Genomic DNA, 17,355 nt, shown 5'->3' with positions numbered 1-17,355 from the left:
CGAGGAAGCTAATGAGTCGTCAACAACAGGCGCTGTTTGATGGGGCGCTGATGCGTACTGCCATCATCGACGCGTTTAAAAAGCTGAATCCGCGCGTGCAGTTCCGCAATCCGGTGATGTTTCTGGTCTATTGTGGCAGCGCGCTGACTACGCTGCTGACGGCGGCGATGGCGGCCGGTCAGACGGCGGGCGACGCCGGTTTTACCGGCAGCATCGCGCTGTGGCTCTGGTTCACCGTGCTGTTCGCCAACTTCGCCGAAGCGCTGGCGGAAGGACGCAGCAAGGCGCAGGCCAGCAGCCTGAAAGGGGTGAAAAAAACCAGTTTTGCGAAGAAGCTCAGCGCGGCGCATCACGACGCCGCCTGGCAGCAGGCGGCGGCGGAAACCCTGCGTAAAGGCGACTGGGTGCTGGTGGAGGCGGGCGATATTATCCCCTGCGACGGCGAAGTGGTGGAAGGCGGCGCCTCGGTGGATGAGAGCGCCATTACCGGCGAATCGGCGCCGGTGATCCGTGAATCGGGCGGCGATTTCGCCTCGGTGACCGGCGGTACGCGCATTCTTTCCGACTGGCTGGTGATCCAGTGCAGCGTCAATCCGGGCGAAACCTTCCTCGACCGCATGATCGCTATGGTGGAAGGGGCGAAGCGGCGCAAAACACCAAACGAGATCGCGCTGACCATTCTGCTGATCTCGCTGACCCTCGTTTTCTTACTGGCGACCGCCACGCTCTGGCCGTTTTCCGCCTGGGGCGGCCACGCGGTCAGCGTGACGGTGCTGGTGGCGCTGCTGGTCTGTCTGATCCCCACTACTATCGGCGGGCTGCTGTCGGCCATCGGCGTGGCGGGCATGAGCCGTATGCTGGGCGCCAACGTGATCGCCACCAGCGGCCGCGCAGTGGAGGCGGCGGGCGATGTGGATGTGTTGCTGCTGGATAAAACCGGCACCATCACTCTTGGTAACCGTCAGGCGACCCACTTTATGCCCGCGCCGGGCATCAATGAGCAGCAGCTGGCGGATGCGGCGCAGCTCGCTTCGCTGGCGGATGAAACCCCGGAAGGGCGCAGCATCGTGGTGCTGGCGAAGCAGAAATTCAACCTGCGCGAGCGCGATCTGCAAAGCATGGACGCCACCTTTATTCCGTTCTCGGCCCAGACGCGCATGAGCGGCGTTAATGTGCAACAGCGCAGCATCCGCAAAGGGGCGGTGGACGCGGTGCGCAAACATATCGCCGCCAACCACGGCGTTTTCCCCGCCGAGGTGGACGCGCTGGTGGAGGAGGTGGCGCGCACCGGCGGCACGCCGCTGGTGGTGGCGGAAAACGCGCGCGTGCTGGGCGTGGTGGCGCTGAAAGATATCGTCAAGGGCGGCATCCGCGAGCGTTTCGCCGAGCTGCGCAAGATGGGCATCAAAACCGTGATGATTACCGGCGATAACCCGCTGACCGCCGCGGCGATCGCCGCTGAAGCGGGCGTCGACGATTTCCTGTCGGAGGCGACGCCGGAAGCGAAGCTGGCGCTGATCCGTCAGTACCAGGCGGAGGGCCGACTGGTGGCGATGACCGGCGACGGCACCAACGATGCCCCGGCGCTGGCGCAGGCGGACGTGGCGGTGGCGATGAACTCCGGCACCCAGGCGGCAAAAGAGGCGGGCAACATGGTCGATCTCGACTCTAACCCGACCAAACTGCTGGAGGTGGTGCATATCGGTAAACAGATGCTGATGACGCGCGGCTCGCTGACCACCTTCAGCATCGCCAACGACGTGGCGAAATATTTCGCCATTATCCCGGCCGCCTTCGCCGCCACTTATCCGCAGCTTAATTTGCTGAACGTAATGCACCTGCATTCGCCCAACTCGGCGATTCTGTCGGCGGTGATCTTTAACGCGCTGGTGATTGTGTTTTTGATCCCGCTGGCGCTGAAGGGCGTCAGCTATCGGCCCCTGAGCGCGGCGGCGCTGCTGCGGCGCAACCTGTGGCTTTACGGCGTCGGCGGCCTGCTGGTGCCCTTTGTCGGCATCAAGCTGATCGATATGGCGCTCACCCTGCTGGGCTGGGCCTGAGGAAAACATCATGTACGCATTACGTCCCGCTCTTACCCTGTTGATTTTACTGACGCTGCTGACCGGCGGCCTCTATCCATTGCTCACCACGCAGCTGGCGCAGTGGCTGTTTCCGGCGCAGGCCAACGGTTCGCTGTTGCAGGAAGGCGCCGCAGCGCGCGGCTCGGCGCTGATCGGCCAGGCTTTCAGCCGCAATGACTATTTCTGGGGGCGGCCTTCGGCCACGGCGGCGCCGCCTTATAACGGCGCCGCCTCGTCGGGCAGCAACCTGGCCGCCAGCAACCCGGCGCTGGACCAGGCGGTGAGCGAGCGCGTCGCGCTGCTGCGCGCCGCCAATCCGCAGGCGAGCCGCACGGTGCCGGTCGATCTGGTCACCGCCTCCGGCAGCGGGCTGGACCCGCATATCTCTCCGGCGGCGGCGCAGTGGCAGGCGCCGCGCGTGGCGGCGGCGCGTCGGCTGCCGCTGGAAACCGTGCAGCGGCTGATTGAGGAAAATAGCGACCGTCCGCTGCTGAAATTTCTTGGCGAGCCGGGGGTGAATGTGGTGAAACTGAATATGGCGCTGGACGCGTTGACATCGGCGCGCTGATCGGCGCCCGGCACGCCCAGAAAAACGGCCTTCACATTTTCAGGGACTTTAATGAACGACGACATCGCCCGTCCCAACCCGGATGCGCTGCTGCAATCTGGCCGCCATCGCGGCAAGCTTAAAATTTACTTCGGTGCCTGCGCGGGCGTGGGGAAAACGTACGCCATGTTGCAGGAGGCGCGGCGGCTGCGCGCGCAGGGGCTGGACGTGCTGGTGGGCATCGTAGAGACCCACGGACGCGAGGAGACCGCAAGCCTGCTGGAAGGGCTGAGCGTGCTGCCGCGTCGCGCTACCGGACGTTCGCGCTATGAGGAGTTCGATCTCGACGCCGCGCTGGCCCGACGTCCGGCGGTAATCCTGATGGATGAGCTGGCGCACAGCAATGTGCCCGGCTCACGTCATCCCAAACGCTGGCAGGATATCGACGAGCTGCTGGAGGCGGGCATCGATGTGATGACCACCGTCAACGTGCAGCATCTGGAAAGCCTGAACGACGTGGTGGGCGGCATTACCGGCATTCAGGTGCGCGAAACGGTGCCCGATCCCTTTTTCGACCGCGCGGACGAGGTGGTGCTGGTCGATCTGCCGCCGGACGACCTGCGTCAGCGGCTGAAAGAGGGCAAAGTCTACGTCGGCGACCGTGCGGAACGGGCGATTGAGAATTTCTTCCGCAAGGGCAACCTGTTCGCGCTGCGCGAGCTGGCGCTGCGGCGCACCGCCGACCGGGTGGACGATCAGATGCGCGCCTGGCGCGACGCGCAGGGAAGGGAGAAGGTCTGGCACACGCGCGACGCGATCCTGCTCTGCATCGGCGACAACACCGGCAGCGAAAAACTGGTGCGCACCGCCGCCCGGCTGGCGTCGCGGCTGGGCAGCGTCTGGCATGCGGTCTACGTCGAGACGCCGCGCCTTTACCGGCTATCGGAGGCGCGGCGGCGCAACATTTTGCGCACGCTGCGGCTGGCGCAGGAGCTGGGCGCGGAAACCGCTACCCTGGCGGACAGCGACGAGGCGCAGGCGGTGCTGCGCTACGCGCGGGAGCATAACCTCGGCAAAATCGTTATTGGTCGCCGTCCGACGCGGCGCTGGCGGCGCGACAGCTTCGCCGATCGCCTCGGCCAGCTGGGGCCGGATCTCGATCTGCTGGTGGTGGCGCTGGAGGAGGCGACGCGCGAGCTTACCGGCCAGCTCAGCGATACGCGCGCCTTTGGCGAAAAGTGGGCGACGCAGCTGCGCGGCATGGCGGCGGCGCTGCTGCTCTGCGCGCTGATCACCTTCTGTGGGCAGTACTGGCTGCCCGACTTCGATCCCGCCAACGGCGTAATGATCTACCTGCTCGGCGTGGTGATTATCGCCCTGCGCTATGGCCGCTGGCCGTCGGTGGCGGCGACGGTGATGAACATCCTCGCCTTCGATCTCTTTTTTGTCGCGCCGACCGGCACGGTGGCGGTCTCCGATTTACAGTATCTGGTCACCTTCGGCGTGATGCTGGCGGTCGGCGTGATCGTCGGCAACCTGACGGCGGGCGTGCGCTATCAGGCGCGGGTGGCGCGCTATCGCGAACAACGGGCGCGCTATCTCTATGAGCTGGCCCGCTCGCTCAGCAGCGCGCTGCGCCATGAGGATATCGCCGCCGCGGGCCAGCGCAGCATTTTCGCCACTTTGCAGACGCGCAGCGCGCTGTTGCTGCCCGATGAAAAAGGCGAGCTGGTGATCACCGGCGACAGTAGCCTGACGCTGCCGCCCGATGGCGCCATCGCCCGCTGGAGCTTCAGCAAGGGACAGCCCGCCGGCGCGGGCACCGACACGTTGCCGGCGATGCCCTGGCAGATGCTGGCGCTAAAAACCCAGGAAAAGCGCTGGGGGCTGCTGGTGGTGGAGCCGGATAACCTGCGCCAGCTGATGATTCCGGAGCAGCAGCGGCTGCTGGAAACCTACTGCGTGCTGCTGGCGAACGCGCTGGAGCGCATCGCGCTGGCGCGCAGCGAAGCGGCCTCCCGGCTGGCGGCGGAGCGCGAGCAGCTGCGCAACGCGCTGCTGTCGGCCCTGTCGCACGATCTACGTACGCCGCTGACGGTGCTGTTCGGCCAGGCGGAGATGTTGATGCTCGATCTGTCGGCGGAGAACTCGAGGTTTACGTCCCAGGCGAGCCAGATCCGCGAGCAGACGCTCAGCACCATTCGGCTGGTGAGCAATATGCTCGATATGGCGCGCATCCAGTCGGGCGGGTTAAACCTGCATCAGGAATGGCTGCTGCTGGAGGAGCTCGTCGGCAGCGCCCTGACGCAGCTGGCGGCGATCCTGCCGCGTGACAACGTACAGCTGGCGCTGCCGGACGGGATGGTCTGGCTGCACGGCGACAGCACGCTGCTGGAGCGGGTGTTTATCAATCTGCTGGAGAACAGCGTCAAGTATGCTGGCGCGCAGACGCCGCGCGGCATTCGCGCCGTAGAGCGGGCGGGACGGCTGGAGATTGAAGTCTGGGACAGCGGGCCGGGCATTCCCGCCGGACAGGAAGAGAAGATTTTCGATAAGTTTACGCGCGGCGATAAAGAGTCCGCCGTGCCGGGCGTCGGACTGGGGCTGGCGATCTGCAAGGCGATTATCGAGACGCACGGCGGGCAGATAAGCGCGCGCGCCCGCGCCGAAGGCGGCGCGAGCTTCCTGATTTCGCTGCCGCAGGCGACGCCGCCCGTGCTGCCGGAAGCGGAACAGGAGGAACTGAAATAACTTCACCAGGCTTCGGTTATACTGAGCCTCTGTGTTGACTAACTTACTGGACTTTATGGAACGCTTCACCGAAAACCTGATGTATGCATCGCGCTGGCTGCTGGCTCCGGTTTACATCGGTCTGTCGCTGGGTCTGCTGGCGCTGACCATTAAGTTTTTTCAGGAAATCCTGCATCTGCTGCCCAATATCCTGGAGATAGCGGAAAACGACCTGATCCTGCTGCTGCTGTCGCTGGTGGACATGACGCTGGTCGGCGGTCTGCTGGTGATGGTGATGCTCTCCGGCTATGAGAACTTCGTTTCCCGGCTCGATATCGACGAGCATAAAGAGAAGCTGAGCTGGCTGGGTAAAATGGATTCAGGCTCGCTGAAGAACAAAGTGGCGGCCTCGATTGTGGCGATTTCCTCGATTCACCTGCTGCGGGTGTTTATGGAGGCGCGCAACGTCGCCAACGATAAGCTGATGTGGTATGTGATTATCCATCTCACCTTTGTGCTGTCGGCGTTTGTGATGGGCTGGCTGGATGCGATGTCGCGCCAGAACAAAAACGGTCACTGAGCCGTTTAACGCGCCGCGCCGTTGCGAAAAGCCATGCCTTCGGGCGTGGCTTTTTTCTTTTTATCGCCGGTAACGATTCGCTGCCGCTTCGCGTCTCGCTTTCCTTCATTCTCTTATTTCCTTTTCATCCGTCCAGCTTTTCCCCGCAGGCGCTATGGATATATGCCAGGCTTAATCCATTCAGTAAGAAATTATCACGGGAGTAATATGGATTTCCTTGGCTGGACCGCCACCAGTGGCGGCTTATTACTGGTTATGTCACTGGCGTCGGGATGGATTCACCGTGGGCCGGTGACTTCTTTTGGTCTGTTTTTACTGTTTGGCATCCTGTTCGGGCCGTGGGCGCTCGACTTGGTCAGGCTCGATGTGCTGACCCATCCCGATCTGGCGGCGCATATTACTGAAATCACCATTGCCGCCTCGCTGTTTATCACCGGGCTGAAGCTGCGCTTGCCGCTGAAAGCGAGCAGCTGGCGCATCGGCGGCCTGCTGGCGTTCCCCGCTATGCTGCTGACGGTGCTCGGCATGATGATGGTGGTGCACTGGATCACCGGCTTTTCCTGGCCGCTGTCGCTGGCGTTCGCCGCGATCGTCGCGCCAACCGATCCGGTGCTGGCCAGCCTGATATCCGTCAACCATGCGGGCGACGACGACGCGATGCGCGTGGCGCTCTCCAGCGAGGCGGGAATGAACGACGGTTCGGCACTGCCGCTGCTGATGCTGGCGCTGCTGCTGTTTCAGGGTCAGGAGCCGGTCTCTGCCGGGCTGTTCGGCCACTGGCTGCTGAAAGATGTACTGTGGGCGATCGGCATGGGATCGCTGATCGGCTACAGCTTTGGCCGCCTGATCGGCATTATGGCCACTCGACTGCGCAGCGTGCACAACGATATCGCGCCAAATGATTTTCTTGCGCTGGCGCTGATCGCCATTAGCTATGCGGCGGCGCAGACGGTTGAAGCCTCCGGCTTCCTTGCCGCTTTTGCCGCAGGCATCGGGCTGCGTCACGCGGAAGTTTACGTGGTGAAAACCTTTCCGCCGGAACAGCTGCCGGAAGACAACCGCATGGCGCCGGCGGAGCTGCTGGTCAACCCTAACCAGCGCCATTTGCAGGAAGATTACGGCCCGGCGCATTCGGTAGGGCTGGTGGTGGGTGATGCGCTGTCGTTTGGCGATACGGTGGAGCGTCTGCTGGCGGCGCTGATGGTGGTGGCGCTGGGCGTCACGCTGGCGTTGCACTGGAACCCCGCCGGCCTGCTGCTGGCTGCGGTTCTGTTTCTGGTGATCCGTCCGCTGGCGGTCTGGATTTCGACCATCGGCACCGGCATGCCGACGGGACGGCGCTGGTTGATTGGCTGGCTCGGCATTCGCGGCATCGGCAGTATCAACTATATTGCTTACGCCTGGATGCACGGCATGTCCGGGCCGCAGGCGGAAACGATGGTGGATATGGCGTTGACGCTGGTGGCCGCCAGCGTGGTGGTCCACGGCATCACGGTGACGCCGTTGCTGAAACGGCGTCAGGTCTGGCAGGCAGCGCGGCGTCAGAAGGAAGAGGAACGGCGCAAAGCGCGCCAGCAGGTCAAAGAACGGGAGAACGCGCAGCGGTAACGCTTTATTTCCTTTCTGCTAAATCTAAATAACGCTGACGGCGATCACGTTTTTCGGGCTAAGATAATACAGCGACGCTGTTCAGCGTTGGTCCCGATTGGCAGACCCCGACATCATTAACGACACGTTGTTAAGCAACGCTCGGGTGGCCCTTTGCCTTATCGCTTTTCATGGTTTGGTTTTAACGTTTGAGAATGACGGGCATGAAGCATGATTAGTCGTCGGCGTTTTCTTCTGGGGGCCGGCGCCAGTTTATTTTCTATCAAGACCGGCAACCTGTTCGCGCGTCAGAATGTGATTCCGCTATGGCCGGAAACGCCGCCCGGCGGCGGCGGGCCGTCCGGGGCGCTGCATATCAATAAGTCCGGTTCCTGGTCCAATATCGTCTGTCCATCGATTCAGCGTTTTCAGCCGGGGAAACCTAACGGCGAAGCGGTGCTGATCGCGGCGGGCGGCGGCTACTGCTGGATCGGCATGGGGCGCGAAGCCTGGCCGGTGGCGCGCTGGCTGAACGGCTTCGGCTATACCACCTATGTGTTGAGCTACCGGCTGCCCGGCGAAAAATGGCATGCCGGGCCGCTGGCGGCGTTGCAGGATGCGCAGCGGGCGATCCGGCTGGTGCGGACGATGGAGAATCGCGTGCATGCGCTGGGCTTCTCCGCCGGCGCGCATCTGCTGGGCATGGCGGCCGCGCGGCCCGACTACGCCACTTACGCGCCGCAGGATGAGCTGGACGCCGTCGCGCCGTCGGTTGACAGCGTGGGGCTGATCTATCCGGTGATTACGCTCCAGGCGCCTTATAACCATACCGTGACCCACCGCATGCTGGCGGGCCGACACGCTACGCCAGAGCAGGAAGCGCAGTGGTCGATTGAAAACTTCGTCACGCCCGCCTATCCGCCGACTTTCCTGGCGCAGGCGGAGGACGATCGCATTTCGCCGCCGCAGAATACCCTGATTATGCGTGAAGCCTGCCGCCGCAAGGGCGTGCCGGTGGAGCTGGTGCAGATCAGCCGTGGCGGTCACGGCTTTGGATTAGGGCAGGCGGGCACGCCCGCCGCCATCTGGGATCAGGCCTATGCGCTCTGGTTGCAGTCGCGCCGCCGTCGCCGCGTGCCGCTGCGCACCGAGTCGATTTAAGCGGGGCGACAGCCCGCGACGCGGATGACGCTGGGCCAGCCCGCCGCAGACGCGCAAACAAGCTGACCCGCCTGGCGGCGGCCGGTTAAGGCCGCAACGCGCTATTTATGGGTGAAATCGATCACCATGCGGCCACGGATTTTCCCGCTCTCCATCTCATGAAAGATTTCATTAATCTCGTCAATGGCGCGGCGCTGCACGCGCGGCACCACTTTGCCTTCCGCCGCGAACTGGAATGCTTCCGCCAGATCTTCACGAGTGCCGACCAGCGAGCCGACCACCTCAATGCCGTCCAGCACCAGACGCGGAATATTCAGGCTCATCGACTCCGGCGGCAGGCCGACGGCGACGATGCGTCCCCCGGCGCGCATGGCGTCGACGGCGGAGTTAAAGGCGGCTTTGGCGACCGCGGTGACCACCGCCGCATGGGCGCCGCCGACGCGCTCCTGAATGATTTTCGCCGCATCTTCATTGCGCGAGTTAATCGCCATATCCGCGCCCATTTCCGTGGCGAACGCGAGCTGATCGTCATTGATATCTACCGCGATGACCTTCGCGTTAAAGACGTTTTTCGCGTACTGCAACGCCAGGTTGCCCAGGCCGCCCAGCCCGTAGATGGCGATCCATTTGCCCGGACGAATGCCGGAGACTTTTACCGCCTTATAAGTGGTGACGCCCGCGCAGGTCACGCTGCTGGCCGCCGCCGGATCGAGGCCGTCCGGTACTTTTACCGCGTAGTCGGCGACGACGATGCACGCTTCAGCCATGCCGCCGTCGACGCTGTAGCCAGCGTTTTTTGCGCTGCGGCACAGGGTTTCATTGCCGCTGTTGCAATATTCGCAGTGTCCGCATCCCTCATAAAACCAGGCGACGCTGGCGCGATCGCCCGGCTTCAGCGAAGTAACGCCCGGCCCGATCTCTTCCACAATACCGATGCCCTCATGGCCGAGAATAATGCCGGTCGCGTCGCCGAAATCGCCGTTCTTAACGTGCAGGTCGGTATGACAGACGCCGCAGCACTCCATTTTCAGACGCGCTTCGCCATGTTTCAGCGAGCGCAGCGTTTTTTCCACAACTTCAACGCGATGATCTTTGGTGACAACAGCTGCTTTCATATCGTGTCTCTCCGTTGGTGAGGTTGGGTCATATCCTTTATGCGTTTTACGGGACGAACAGGCGCGTCCGGCTGACCGTGCCGTTCGCCTTTTCCTCTATGCTAACCATTAAGAGGTATACGCAACGCAGCGATTATCCAGAGTGTGACAACGATCACCGGTGTACTACGCTTAACGAATGCCTGCCAGCGCAGCGCGAGAAGCCAGCCTTGCCATGTGCGCCTCTCTGCGCTGCCGTTCAGATAAAGGAAAACGTCGCTGTGAAGAACATGACCTGGGATTCTCCCGCCCGCGAAAAAGGCTATGCCGGGCTGGGCGACTACGCTGCGATTGGCGAAGGCCGTTCCGTCGCGCTGATTGCGCCCGACGGCGCCATCGACTGGTGGTGCGCGCCTAATCTCGATTCGCCGCCGCTGTTCGACCGTATTCTTGACGCCAGCAACGGCGGCTATTTTCAGGTGGCGCCGACCGCGCCGTGGCGAATGCAGCGCCACTATCGGGAGAACAGTAATGTACTGGAGACGCGCTACCAGACCGACAGCGGCGAGGTGCTGATAACGGAATCGCTGAACAGCACCCTGGCGGGACGATTGCCGTGGAATGAGCTGGCGCGACGCGTGGAAGGGGTAAGCGGCGAGGTGGAGATACAGGTGATTTTCCAGCCCGGCACGCGCGCGGAAACCTGCTCACCCTGGCATAACAAGGTTAACGGCCATCCGCTGTGGCACATCGGCGAACTGATGGCGATGCTGCGCCTGACCGATGATGTGCGCATCGAACAGTGCGACGATGTGCGGCTGACCGCCACCTTTACCACCTCGCCGGCGTCGCGCTCGCTGGTGGCGCTGGTGACCACCGAGCGCGAGCCGCTGGCGATCCCGGCGCCGGAGAAAATCGATGAGCGCATCGAAACCAGCCATACCGCCTGGCGCGACTGGGCTGACGGGCTGGCGGATCACGGGCGCTACGACAGTCATGTCAGGCGCTCGGCGCTGGCGCTGAAGTTTCTCTGGTATTCGCCGACCGGCGCGCTGGCGGCGGCGGCCACCTCCTCGCTGCCGGAAAAGCTCGGCAACGATAAAAACTACGATTACCGCTACGCCTGGATACGCGACGCCTGCCTGATTATCAAGGCGTTTGTTTATCTGGGATCGCTGGAAGACTGTAAGGCGGCGTTTTCCTGGCTGTCGAACACCATTCGCCGTCACGACGGCGGCCTGCGCGCCTGCTATACACTGGAGGGCGGCCAGGTGCCGGAAGAGCGCAATCCGCCGCTGGAAGGCTATCAGGGCACGCAGCCGGTGCGGGTCGGCAACAACGCCCGCGATCAGGTTCAGATCAGCATGTATGGCGATATGCTGGCGACCGCGCGATTGTTTATCCGTGCGGGCCACGTCCTGGATCTCTCAACGTCGCGTCTGCTCGGCAAGCTGGCGAACCACTGCGCCGACAGCTGGCGGCAGAAGGATTCCGGCATCTGGGAACTGCCTGAAGAACAGCACTATACTCACTCGAAAATGGCCTGCTGGCTGGCGCTCGACCAGGCGGTCAAGCTGGCGGAAGACAGCCATATTGAACCGACCTGGGTAGGGCGCTGGGAGCGTGAGCGCGATCGTATCCGCGACTGGATCGAGACGCACTGCTGGTCAGAGCAGCGCCAGGCCTACACCTTTTACGCCGGGACGGAACGGCTCGATGCGGCGGTGGCGCTGACGCACTATTACGGCAGCAAAGTGAACCCGCAGCGGATGCTGTCGACGCTGACGCAAATCCGCGAGGAATTAGGACGCGGCGGCGTGATGCTCTATCGCTATTCCGACGTGGAGAAAGAGGAGGCCACCTTTGTCGCCTGCTCTTTCTGGATGGTGGAGGCGCTGGCGGAGCTGGGCGAGCGCGAGGCGGCGCAGCGCGCGATGGATGAGATCCTGGAGCAGCTCTGTCAGCGCGGCAACGTGGAAATCTTTAATGAGATGTTTGATATCCATACGCAGAACTGGCTGGGCAATATGCCGCAGGGACTGAGCCATCTTTCGCTGGTTTGCGCCGCCAACGCGCTGGCGGACGCTAATCCGGGACATCGGGTGTAACCGCAGGCTGTTTTAAACCGCGGGCGCAAAGCGGGCTTTTTTTGGCGAAGGTCAGCTTCGCGCGCCGCCGGGTTATCGATCGGCCTAAAGGTCGCCTTTTTCAGGAGCCGGTTAAGCGCGCTGATTAGTTATAGATCAATACAAAGGTCGCCATGCTGTTGGCGGTTCCCGCCGACACCCTTTCTTCGGTCTGCACATACTCCGCGGTAAAGTTGATGTTCTCCGCGTGGCCAGCGTCGCTTGCCGTAATGGTTTTTACCACCGGCAGGTTGCTGGCCTCGTTAATCTTGACGGGGGTGCCTGCGGCTGGAGCCGGGGCGGGATTTTGACCGTATCTCAGCTTTACGCCCACGCCGCGCGCCGCATCGGCCTGCTGGGTTAAGGCCAGGGTATCAGGCATATCGGCAGCGGCGGTAACGCCGAAAAAGCCGACCCTGATGTCTGTTCTCGCGGTGCAGTACACCGGTAGCGAAAACGTTTTTACATTGCCTGCGGTCTGGCCTTTGCCATGGAAATCCGTGCGGCTTACGGTGCCAAGATCGACATTGATAGTGGATCGGGTGACCTGGCAACTGCCTTGCTGACCAATATCGACGTTCATCGCCGCCAGATCGAGCGTCGCGGCAGGGCTGGTCACGCTGCTTGCCGCGCCCGCTGGCTGATATTCTATATAAAGTTTTCCAATGTGCGGGAGCGGATCCATCTGTCTGTGGTTGCCATCGATCAACTCTACGTTGCCGGTTTTGTAAAAGATCACGTAGATCTTTACGATAAGCTCGCGCAGGTCAAGCATTGAGGCAGTCTGCCTGCTGTCGCATAGCGTAACGGACTCGCTGCCGGCTGGCGCGTCGGCGCCGTCGATATAGCGAATCGCGCCGCCGTTGCACTGTAGGCCGAGCGCATAACCGATTCCCTTGATACTGCTGGGAAAAACGTGGCGGCCATTGATAATCGTTTCAGGTGCGCCATTTTGCTGATACACAATGCGTTTCCATGTCGCCGTCGGCGCCTGACGATCGCAGGTAAAATGAACCCCGCCGCCGTTGTCCGCCATCGGAGTCGTCATTTGCATATCCGACGGCAGCGTCGGCAGGTATTTAATATTTTGCAGGTTGATGGTCATCTGCGACGTTGCCGGACCGCAGTTTTCCGCCTGACCAGCCTGGCTCCAGAGACCCGCCATTAGCGCAAGGGATAAGCCGAGCGCGCGCAATAATGTATGCATAAACACCTCTTATAAGCACAGGCCGCTGACCGTTTTTACCGGAGACTGCCGCTGGTTATTGGGGAGGCGGAAATGCATAACGCACTTCCGCGTGACGTTACTGGACTGCCAGCGCGCCTCAATGGCGCCCCGGTCAGGAATGCCGCTCAGATAGACCTGTCCGCCATCGGCGACCATGCCGCTGGCGGGCGCACCCTCTTCTTCGCTGTAGACGAGCAGCCGCGCGCTGGTGCCGAACGGCAGCGGGCCCTCTTTATTTTTCAGTGTAAAGAGCACCCGGTTGCCGATATGGGTGCGGTAGTTCGCCTGTACGACGGCGCCGCCGCCAGGGATGACCGTCTGTCCTTCCAGCTCGACGTCGGTGTCGTCGGCCAGGGTTTCGGTATCAAGGGTGATGTAATTTTTTCGGTAAGGCGTCAGCGTGGGAACCACAGCGTAACCGCGCCAGTCGGTGTGAATATTATTGCCGTTCTGAATCGCCACATGCGATGCGCCGGGGGCGCGCACGATGGCGAAGGTGTCGTCGGTAGGCTGGCCGAGCGTAACGCCGTGCGGATGCGCCACCACCGAGCCTGATGCGCCCCAGGTTATCTGGCGACTCAGGCTATCGTGCCGGTAGCCCAGCTGCGCGGTGCCGTATCCGCCGTGATAATCGAGCGATGCGCCGCCGTTGTGCCCTTGCCCCTGGCTATCGTAACCCTGTTGTACGCTGTAATAGAGGTTATGCTTATCCAGCAGCGTGCCGTAAAGCGAGACCTGCTGAGAGCTGTAGCCGTTGCTGGCGGAAAGGGTGTTATAGCTGATGGTGTGATCCGGCAGCCAGCGGTTCAGCGGTACTGAAATGTTGAAGGAGATCGAGCGATCTTTTTTATGTCGATCCGATGATTTGGTGAGGTAGTAGCCCACTCCCCAGGAGATGCCTTTCCATCCGCTGTAGAGGCCGAGATGCACCGTCTCATCATGGCCTTCGGCATGCCAGTACTGCTGGGAATAAAAGGAGGCGGTGAGGCTGCCGATATCGCCGAGCGACTGGCTGACGGCGATCTCTTTGCGGCTGCGTTTGTTGTTCACCAGCCCGCTGCGGCTTTCCAGCGCGTTGGCCTCGCCAAATTCATAGTAGCCGCTGGAGGAGTAGCGATAGCTGGCGAGACTGAAAGTGGTGCCGGTCAGGTTAATATCTTTCTGGTACTGCGCGCGCAGCGAATGGCCGGAATAGTGGCGATGAGAAGGCGCCTCGGTCGCGGCCAGCGTGGCGTCCAACCCTATCGATCCTAATTCGCCGAAGCCGTGCCCGACGCCGAAGGCGTAAGCCTGATAGTTTTCCGCCAGCTGCGCGCCGCCGGAAAGGGTAAAAGCCCAGGGCAGACCATAATAGAGCGACGTCTGCACAAACTGCGGCGTACGCGTCTGCTCAACGCCTGAATGATAACGGCCGGCGCTGAGGCTGAATTTCAGGCGTCCTTCACGCAGCATAAAAGGCACGGCGGAGTAAGGCTGGGTAAAGGTCTGCACGGCGCCGTTGCTCTCCTGAACCTTCACCTGTAAATCGCCGCTTTGCGCGGTGGGATTGAGATCCTTTATTGCGAAGGCGCCCGGCGGAACGTAGGTTTCATAGATGACGTAGCCGTGCTGCGAAACGGTGACTTTGGCGTTGCTGTGCGCCATGCCGCGAATAACCGGCGCGAAGCCGCGCATGCTGTCCGGCAACATCTCATCCTGCGAAGCCAGCTGCACGCCGCGAAACTGCACGCTGGTGAAAATATCGCCGGGCGTATAAATATCGCCGATGCGCAGCTGGCTTTTTAGCGCTTTCACGTCGCATTGCAGCCAGGTGCTCTGCGACTGCCAGCGGCGGGTTTTGTCCCAGGTCATCGAGGAGATATTGCGCAGCCGCCAGCCGCCGAGGTTAACGCCGCTGCGTAAATTCAGATAGTTTGTGGTGGTGTCGCTTTCTGCCTGGCGGGTTTGCGAACCGGACAGGCTGTAGTTGATAAACGCGGCCGGAATGCCGTCGTTCCAGCGCGCCGGATCGACATAGTCACGGCCTGGCGTATTCATCGCCGCCTGCGGAATGCTCAAATACAAACGCAGCCCGGTAAAATCGAACTGACTGCTGGCGTCGGGAATATACTGATCGATGCGGGTCAGGGTTTCGCCTTCATGCAGCTTGCCGAATGAGGAAAACGCGCTGACGTTAACGCCATATTCCGCCAGCTGCGCGACGGTCAGCACCGGCTGTAGCCTGCCGTTCTCCTCGACGAAGGTGACGTTGCGCTGTTCCATCTCCTGGTTGTTGACCAGCACCGTCACCAGATAATCGCCCGGCTGCTGGCCGCCCGCTTTAGCGAAATAGTGCAGATCGGCCGTTTTCTGGTATGGATCGGAGAGCTCCAGCGCCGCCGGGTCGAAATAATCTTCAGCTCGCGCCGGGCGGTAGTGGCACAGCATAAAAAGCGCTGCGGGAACAGCAGCAAGCAGCGCTGCGCTTCCTGCCGGGGCGTGCAGCGGGAAACGGCCATGCCAGCTAGCTGAGGACGCTTTTTTTGCCATAGGGCCGCCAGGGTCTACTGTTGCGCGTAATTGGTGATGCCGCCGAAATCATTGATGGCGCGCCACTTGATGACGCCCGTTGCATTTATCGGCCAGCTTTGCTCGGCTCGCGGACCGATCATGCCGGGTTCGTCAATCGCTTTCCCGCCGACGCTGAGCGAATAAAAAGAGACAAAATAGGGCGTCGGATTATGTGCGACCAAACGGTTGCCCTTCAGCTGAAAAGTGAGTTTCTTCCAGGCGGTTTCCGGGTTGCCCGGCAAATTATTTGGCCGATAAAAGAGCTTAAATTTAGATTTAATATTGATTTGTAGCTTATTGATTTCGCCCTTTTTCGACGGCGCAATACTTTTCACATTCAGCCAAAAAACAGATTCGCGATCGGTTGGCAGCGGCGCGCCGGTAAAATTAATGCGCAGCAGATTCTGCTGTTCGGGTCCAGGCGGAACAGCGGCGGCGTCACGATAAAGGGCGCGCGGCTTTTATCGGTTTCGGAATAGTTTTCCACCCACGACTGCACTAAAAAGGGCGAGCGGGTATCGGCATTCGTCACCGAAATGGATGCTTCTCGTTTACCTTCCTGATAAATAACGCGGGTTCCACCCATAACGAGGCCAGCCTGAGCCAGGTGTGATAACAGGAGAAAGAGTCCAGCAATACCTGAAAAGAAACGTTTCATAAGCAGCAACCATCAATCAGGGAAATAAAACAGCGGGGTATTGAGCAGGGAGAACCCTGCTCAATAATGATTAGTTGTAAACCATGCTGAAGTTCACCACGGCGTTGGCTTCACCCACGGTCACATCTTCGCTGGTGGAGCGATAGTCTGCGTAAAAGGTGAGTTCGGTGTCTTTATCATGCGTTTTAATGTCGTGTTCGTTGGTGACATGGCCGAGCTTAACTTTCTGCTGTTTGTCATCCTCGTACAGCTGGACCGCTACGCCGGTAGCGGTGCCGGGGCCGTTGTTGATCGCCAACAGCTCCTCGTTAGCGTCCGCAGCCTGCCCGTCAAACAGCACCGCGACTTTGGTCACCGTATCGGGGCAGTCCTTCACGGAGATATGGAAAGGCTGTTTTTGGGTTTCGGTGCCTACGGTAGTGAAGTAACTGCTTGCCCAGGTGCCCAGACGAACGTTTTCATCGGTTTTCGCCGTGTCGACATTACAGGAGGCGTCGGTAATATTGCCGGTGAAATTGATCTGACCGCCGGGGCCTTGCGCGCCGCCTATGTCGCCTGGGTTGGTGCCTGCTGAAATAGCCGCACCGGATGCGAAGCAGGATAAAATTAATGCCATAACGCGTAACTCTGTTTTCATGCTTGCTCTCTTTATTAATTTATATCCACAGCAGTTTGAGCGCCGGGCCACATCAGGCATGACGCATCTGCCGTCAGGTCCTCCCTGATAATATTAATTTCGTTCCGTCGAGAGATGATAAATAGGTTCCCGCCCTCCGCCGCATAATATTGTCAGATGCAGCAACAGGTCAGGTTAATTGATATAAGGTAAAGGAGGTATAACTAACGCGGGGGAAATAATAACGCTGAAAAAATAATATGCAATAACTTATTATGTAGAATTTAGGTTAAGCAAATGTTCATTTGACTTAAGTTTAAATTTTAATTACCTATTTTAACATTGCAATAATATGATTAATGGCGAGCAAAATATATTTTGCGGTAAAAGTTAACAG

Annotated in this window: 11 protein-coding genes and 1 pseudogene; 7 read left to right on the top strand and 5 right to left on the bottom strand. The window is 60.7% G+C overall.

Annotation, left to right across the window (positions count from 1 at the left end; translation table 11 throughout):
• Positions 1 to 11: 11 nt before the first annotated feature.
• The 6 genes from kdpB (at position 12) to MYY08_RS04590 (ending at position 8,686) form a co-directional block, all read left to right on the top strand.
• Complete coding sequence (gene kdpB, locus MYY08_RS04615) at positions 12 to 2,060, top strand: potassium-transporting ATPase subunit KdpB (RefSeq protein ID WP_288013503.1); 2,049 nt, start codon at positions 12 to 14, stop codon at positions 2,058 to 2,060.
• Between the two features lie 10 nt (positions 2,061 to 2,070).
• Positions 2,071 to 2,649, top strand: a complete 579-nt coding sequence (kdpC, locus tag MYY08_RS04610; protein WP_038629550.1) for a potassium-transporting ATPase subunit KdpC — start codon at positions 2,071 to 2,073, stop codon at positions 2,647 to 2,649.
• Positions 2,650 to 2,700: 51 nt separating this feature from the next.
• Complete coding sequence (gene kdpD / locus MYY08_RS04605; RefSeq protein ID WP_288013500.1) at positions 2,701 to 5,379, top strand: two-component system sensor histidine kinase KdpD; 2,679 nt, start codon at positions 2,701 to 2,703, stop codon at positions 5,377 to 5,379.
• 55 nt (positions 5,380 to 5,434) lie between these two features.
• On the top strand, positions 5,435 to 5,938 hold the full coding sequence (locus tag MYY08_RS04600; protein ID WP_038629555.1) for a TIGR00645 family protein: 504 nt from the start codon (positions 5,435 to 5,437) through the stop codon (positions 5,936 to 5,938).
• A gap of 207 nt (positions 5,939 to 6,145) precedes the next feature.
• Positions 6,146 to 7,546 (top strand): cation:proton antiporter, encoded by a 1,401-nt coding sequence (locus tag MYY08_RS04595; protein ID WP_038629558.1) that lies wholly within the window; start codon positions 6,146 to 6,148, stop codon positions 7,544 to 7,546.
• 210 nt (positions 7,547 to 7,756) lie between these two features.
• Positions 7,757 to 8,686 carry an alpha/beta hydrolase gene (locus MYY08_RS04590; RefSeq protein ID WP_038629560.1) on the top strand — a complete coding sequence of 310 codons (930 nt, stop codon included), beginning with the start codon at positions 7,757 to 7,759 and terminating at the stop codon, positions 8,684 to 8,686.
• A gap of 101 nt (positions 8,687 to 8,787) precedes the next feature.
• Here MYY08_RS04590 and adhP read toward each other — a convergent pair whose 3' ends face one another.
• Positions 8,788 to 9,801, bottom strand: coding sequence for an alcohol dehydrogenase AdhP (adhP, locus tag MYY08_RS04585; RefSeq protein ID WP_038629561.1), 1,014 nt, complete (start codon positions 9,799 to 9,801; stop codon positions 8,788 to 8,790).
• A gap of 269 nt (positions 9,802 to 10,070) precedes the next feature.
• Between adhP and MYY08_RS04580 the strand changes: the two genes are divergently transcribed.
• The gene (locus MYY08_RS04580; RefSeq protein WP_502888447.1) at positions 10,071 to 11,888 is read left to right on the top strand and encodes a glycoside hydrolase family 15 protein; all 1,818 of its coding nucleotides are present in this window, start codon (positions 10,071 to 10,073) and stop codon (positions 11,886 to 11,888) included.
• Positions 11,889 to 12,012: 124 nt separating this feature from the next.
• On the opposite strand, the gene MYY08_RS04575 is transcribed toward MYY08_RS04580, so the two are convergent.
• The 4 genes and pseudogenes from MYY08_RS04575 to MYY08_RS04560 form a co-directional block, all read right to left on the bottom strand.
• Entirely contained in the window at positions 12,013 to 13,113 is a 1,101-nt protein-coding gene (locus tag MYY08_RS04575; RefSeq protein WP_244555308.1) for a fimbrial protein, read from the bottom strand.
• Positions 13,114 to 13,122: 9 nt separating this feature from the next.
• Complete coding sequence (locus MYY08_RS04570) at positions 13,123 to 15,663, bottom strand: fimbria/pilus outer membrane usher protein (protein WP_288013491.1); 2,541 nt, start codon at positions 15,661 to 15,663, stop codon at positions 13,123 to 13,125.
• Between the two features lie 14 nt (positions 15,664 to 15,677).
• Positions 15,678 to 16,342 (bottom strand): annotated as a pseudogene (locus MYY08_RS04565) (fimbrial biogenesis chaperone).
• 70 nt (positions 16,343 to 16,412) lie between these two features.
• Positions 16,413 to 16,979 (bottom strand): fimbrial protein, encoded by a 567-nt coding sequence (locus MYY08_RS04560; RefSeq protein ID WP_190296370.1) that lies wholly within the window; start codon positions 16,977 to 16,979, stop codon positions 16,413 to 16,415.
• Positions 16,980 to 17,355 lie beyond the last annotated feature (376 nt).

The sequence above is a fragment of the Mixta sp. genome, assembly GCF_024610815.1.
In the GTDB taxonomy this organism is placed as follows: Bacteria; Pseudomonadota; Gammaproteobacteria; order Enterobacterales; family Enterobacteriaceae; genus Mixta; species Mixta calida.
This window is presented reverse-complemented; position numbering and strand designations above follow the sequence as displayed.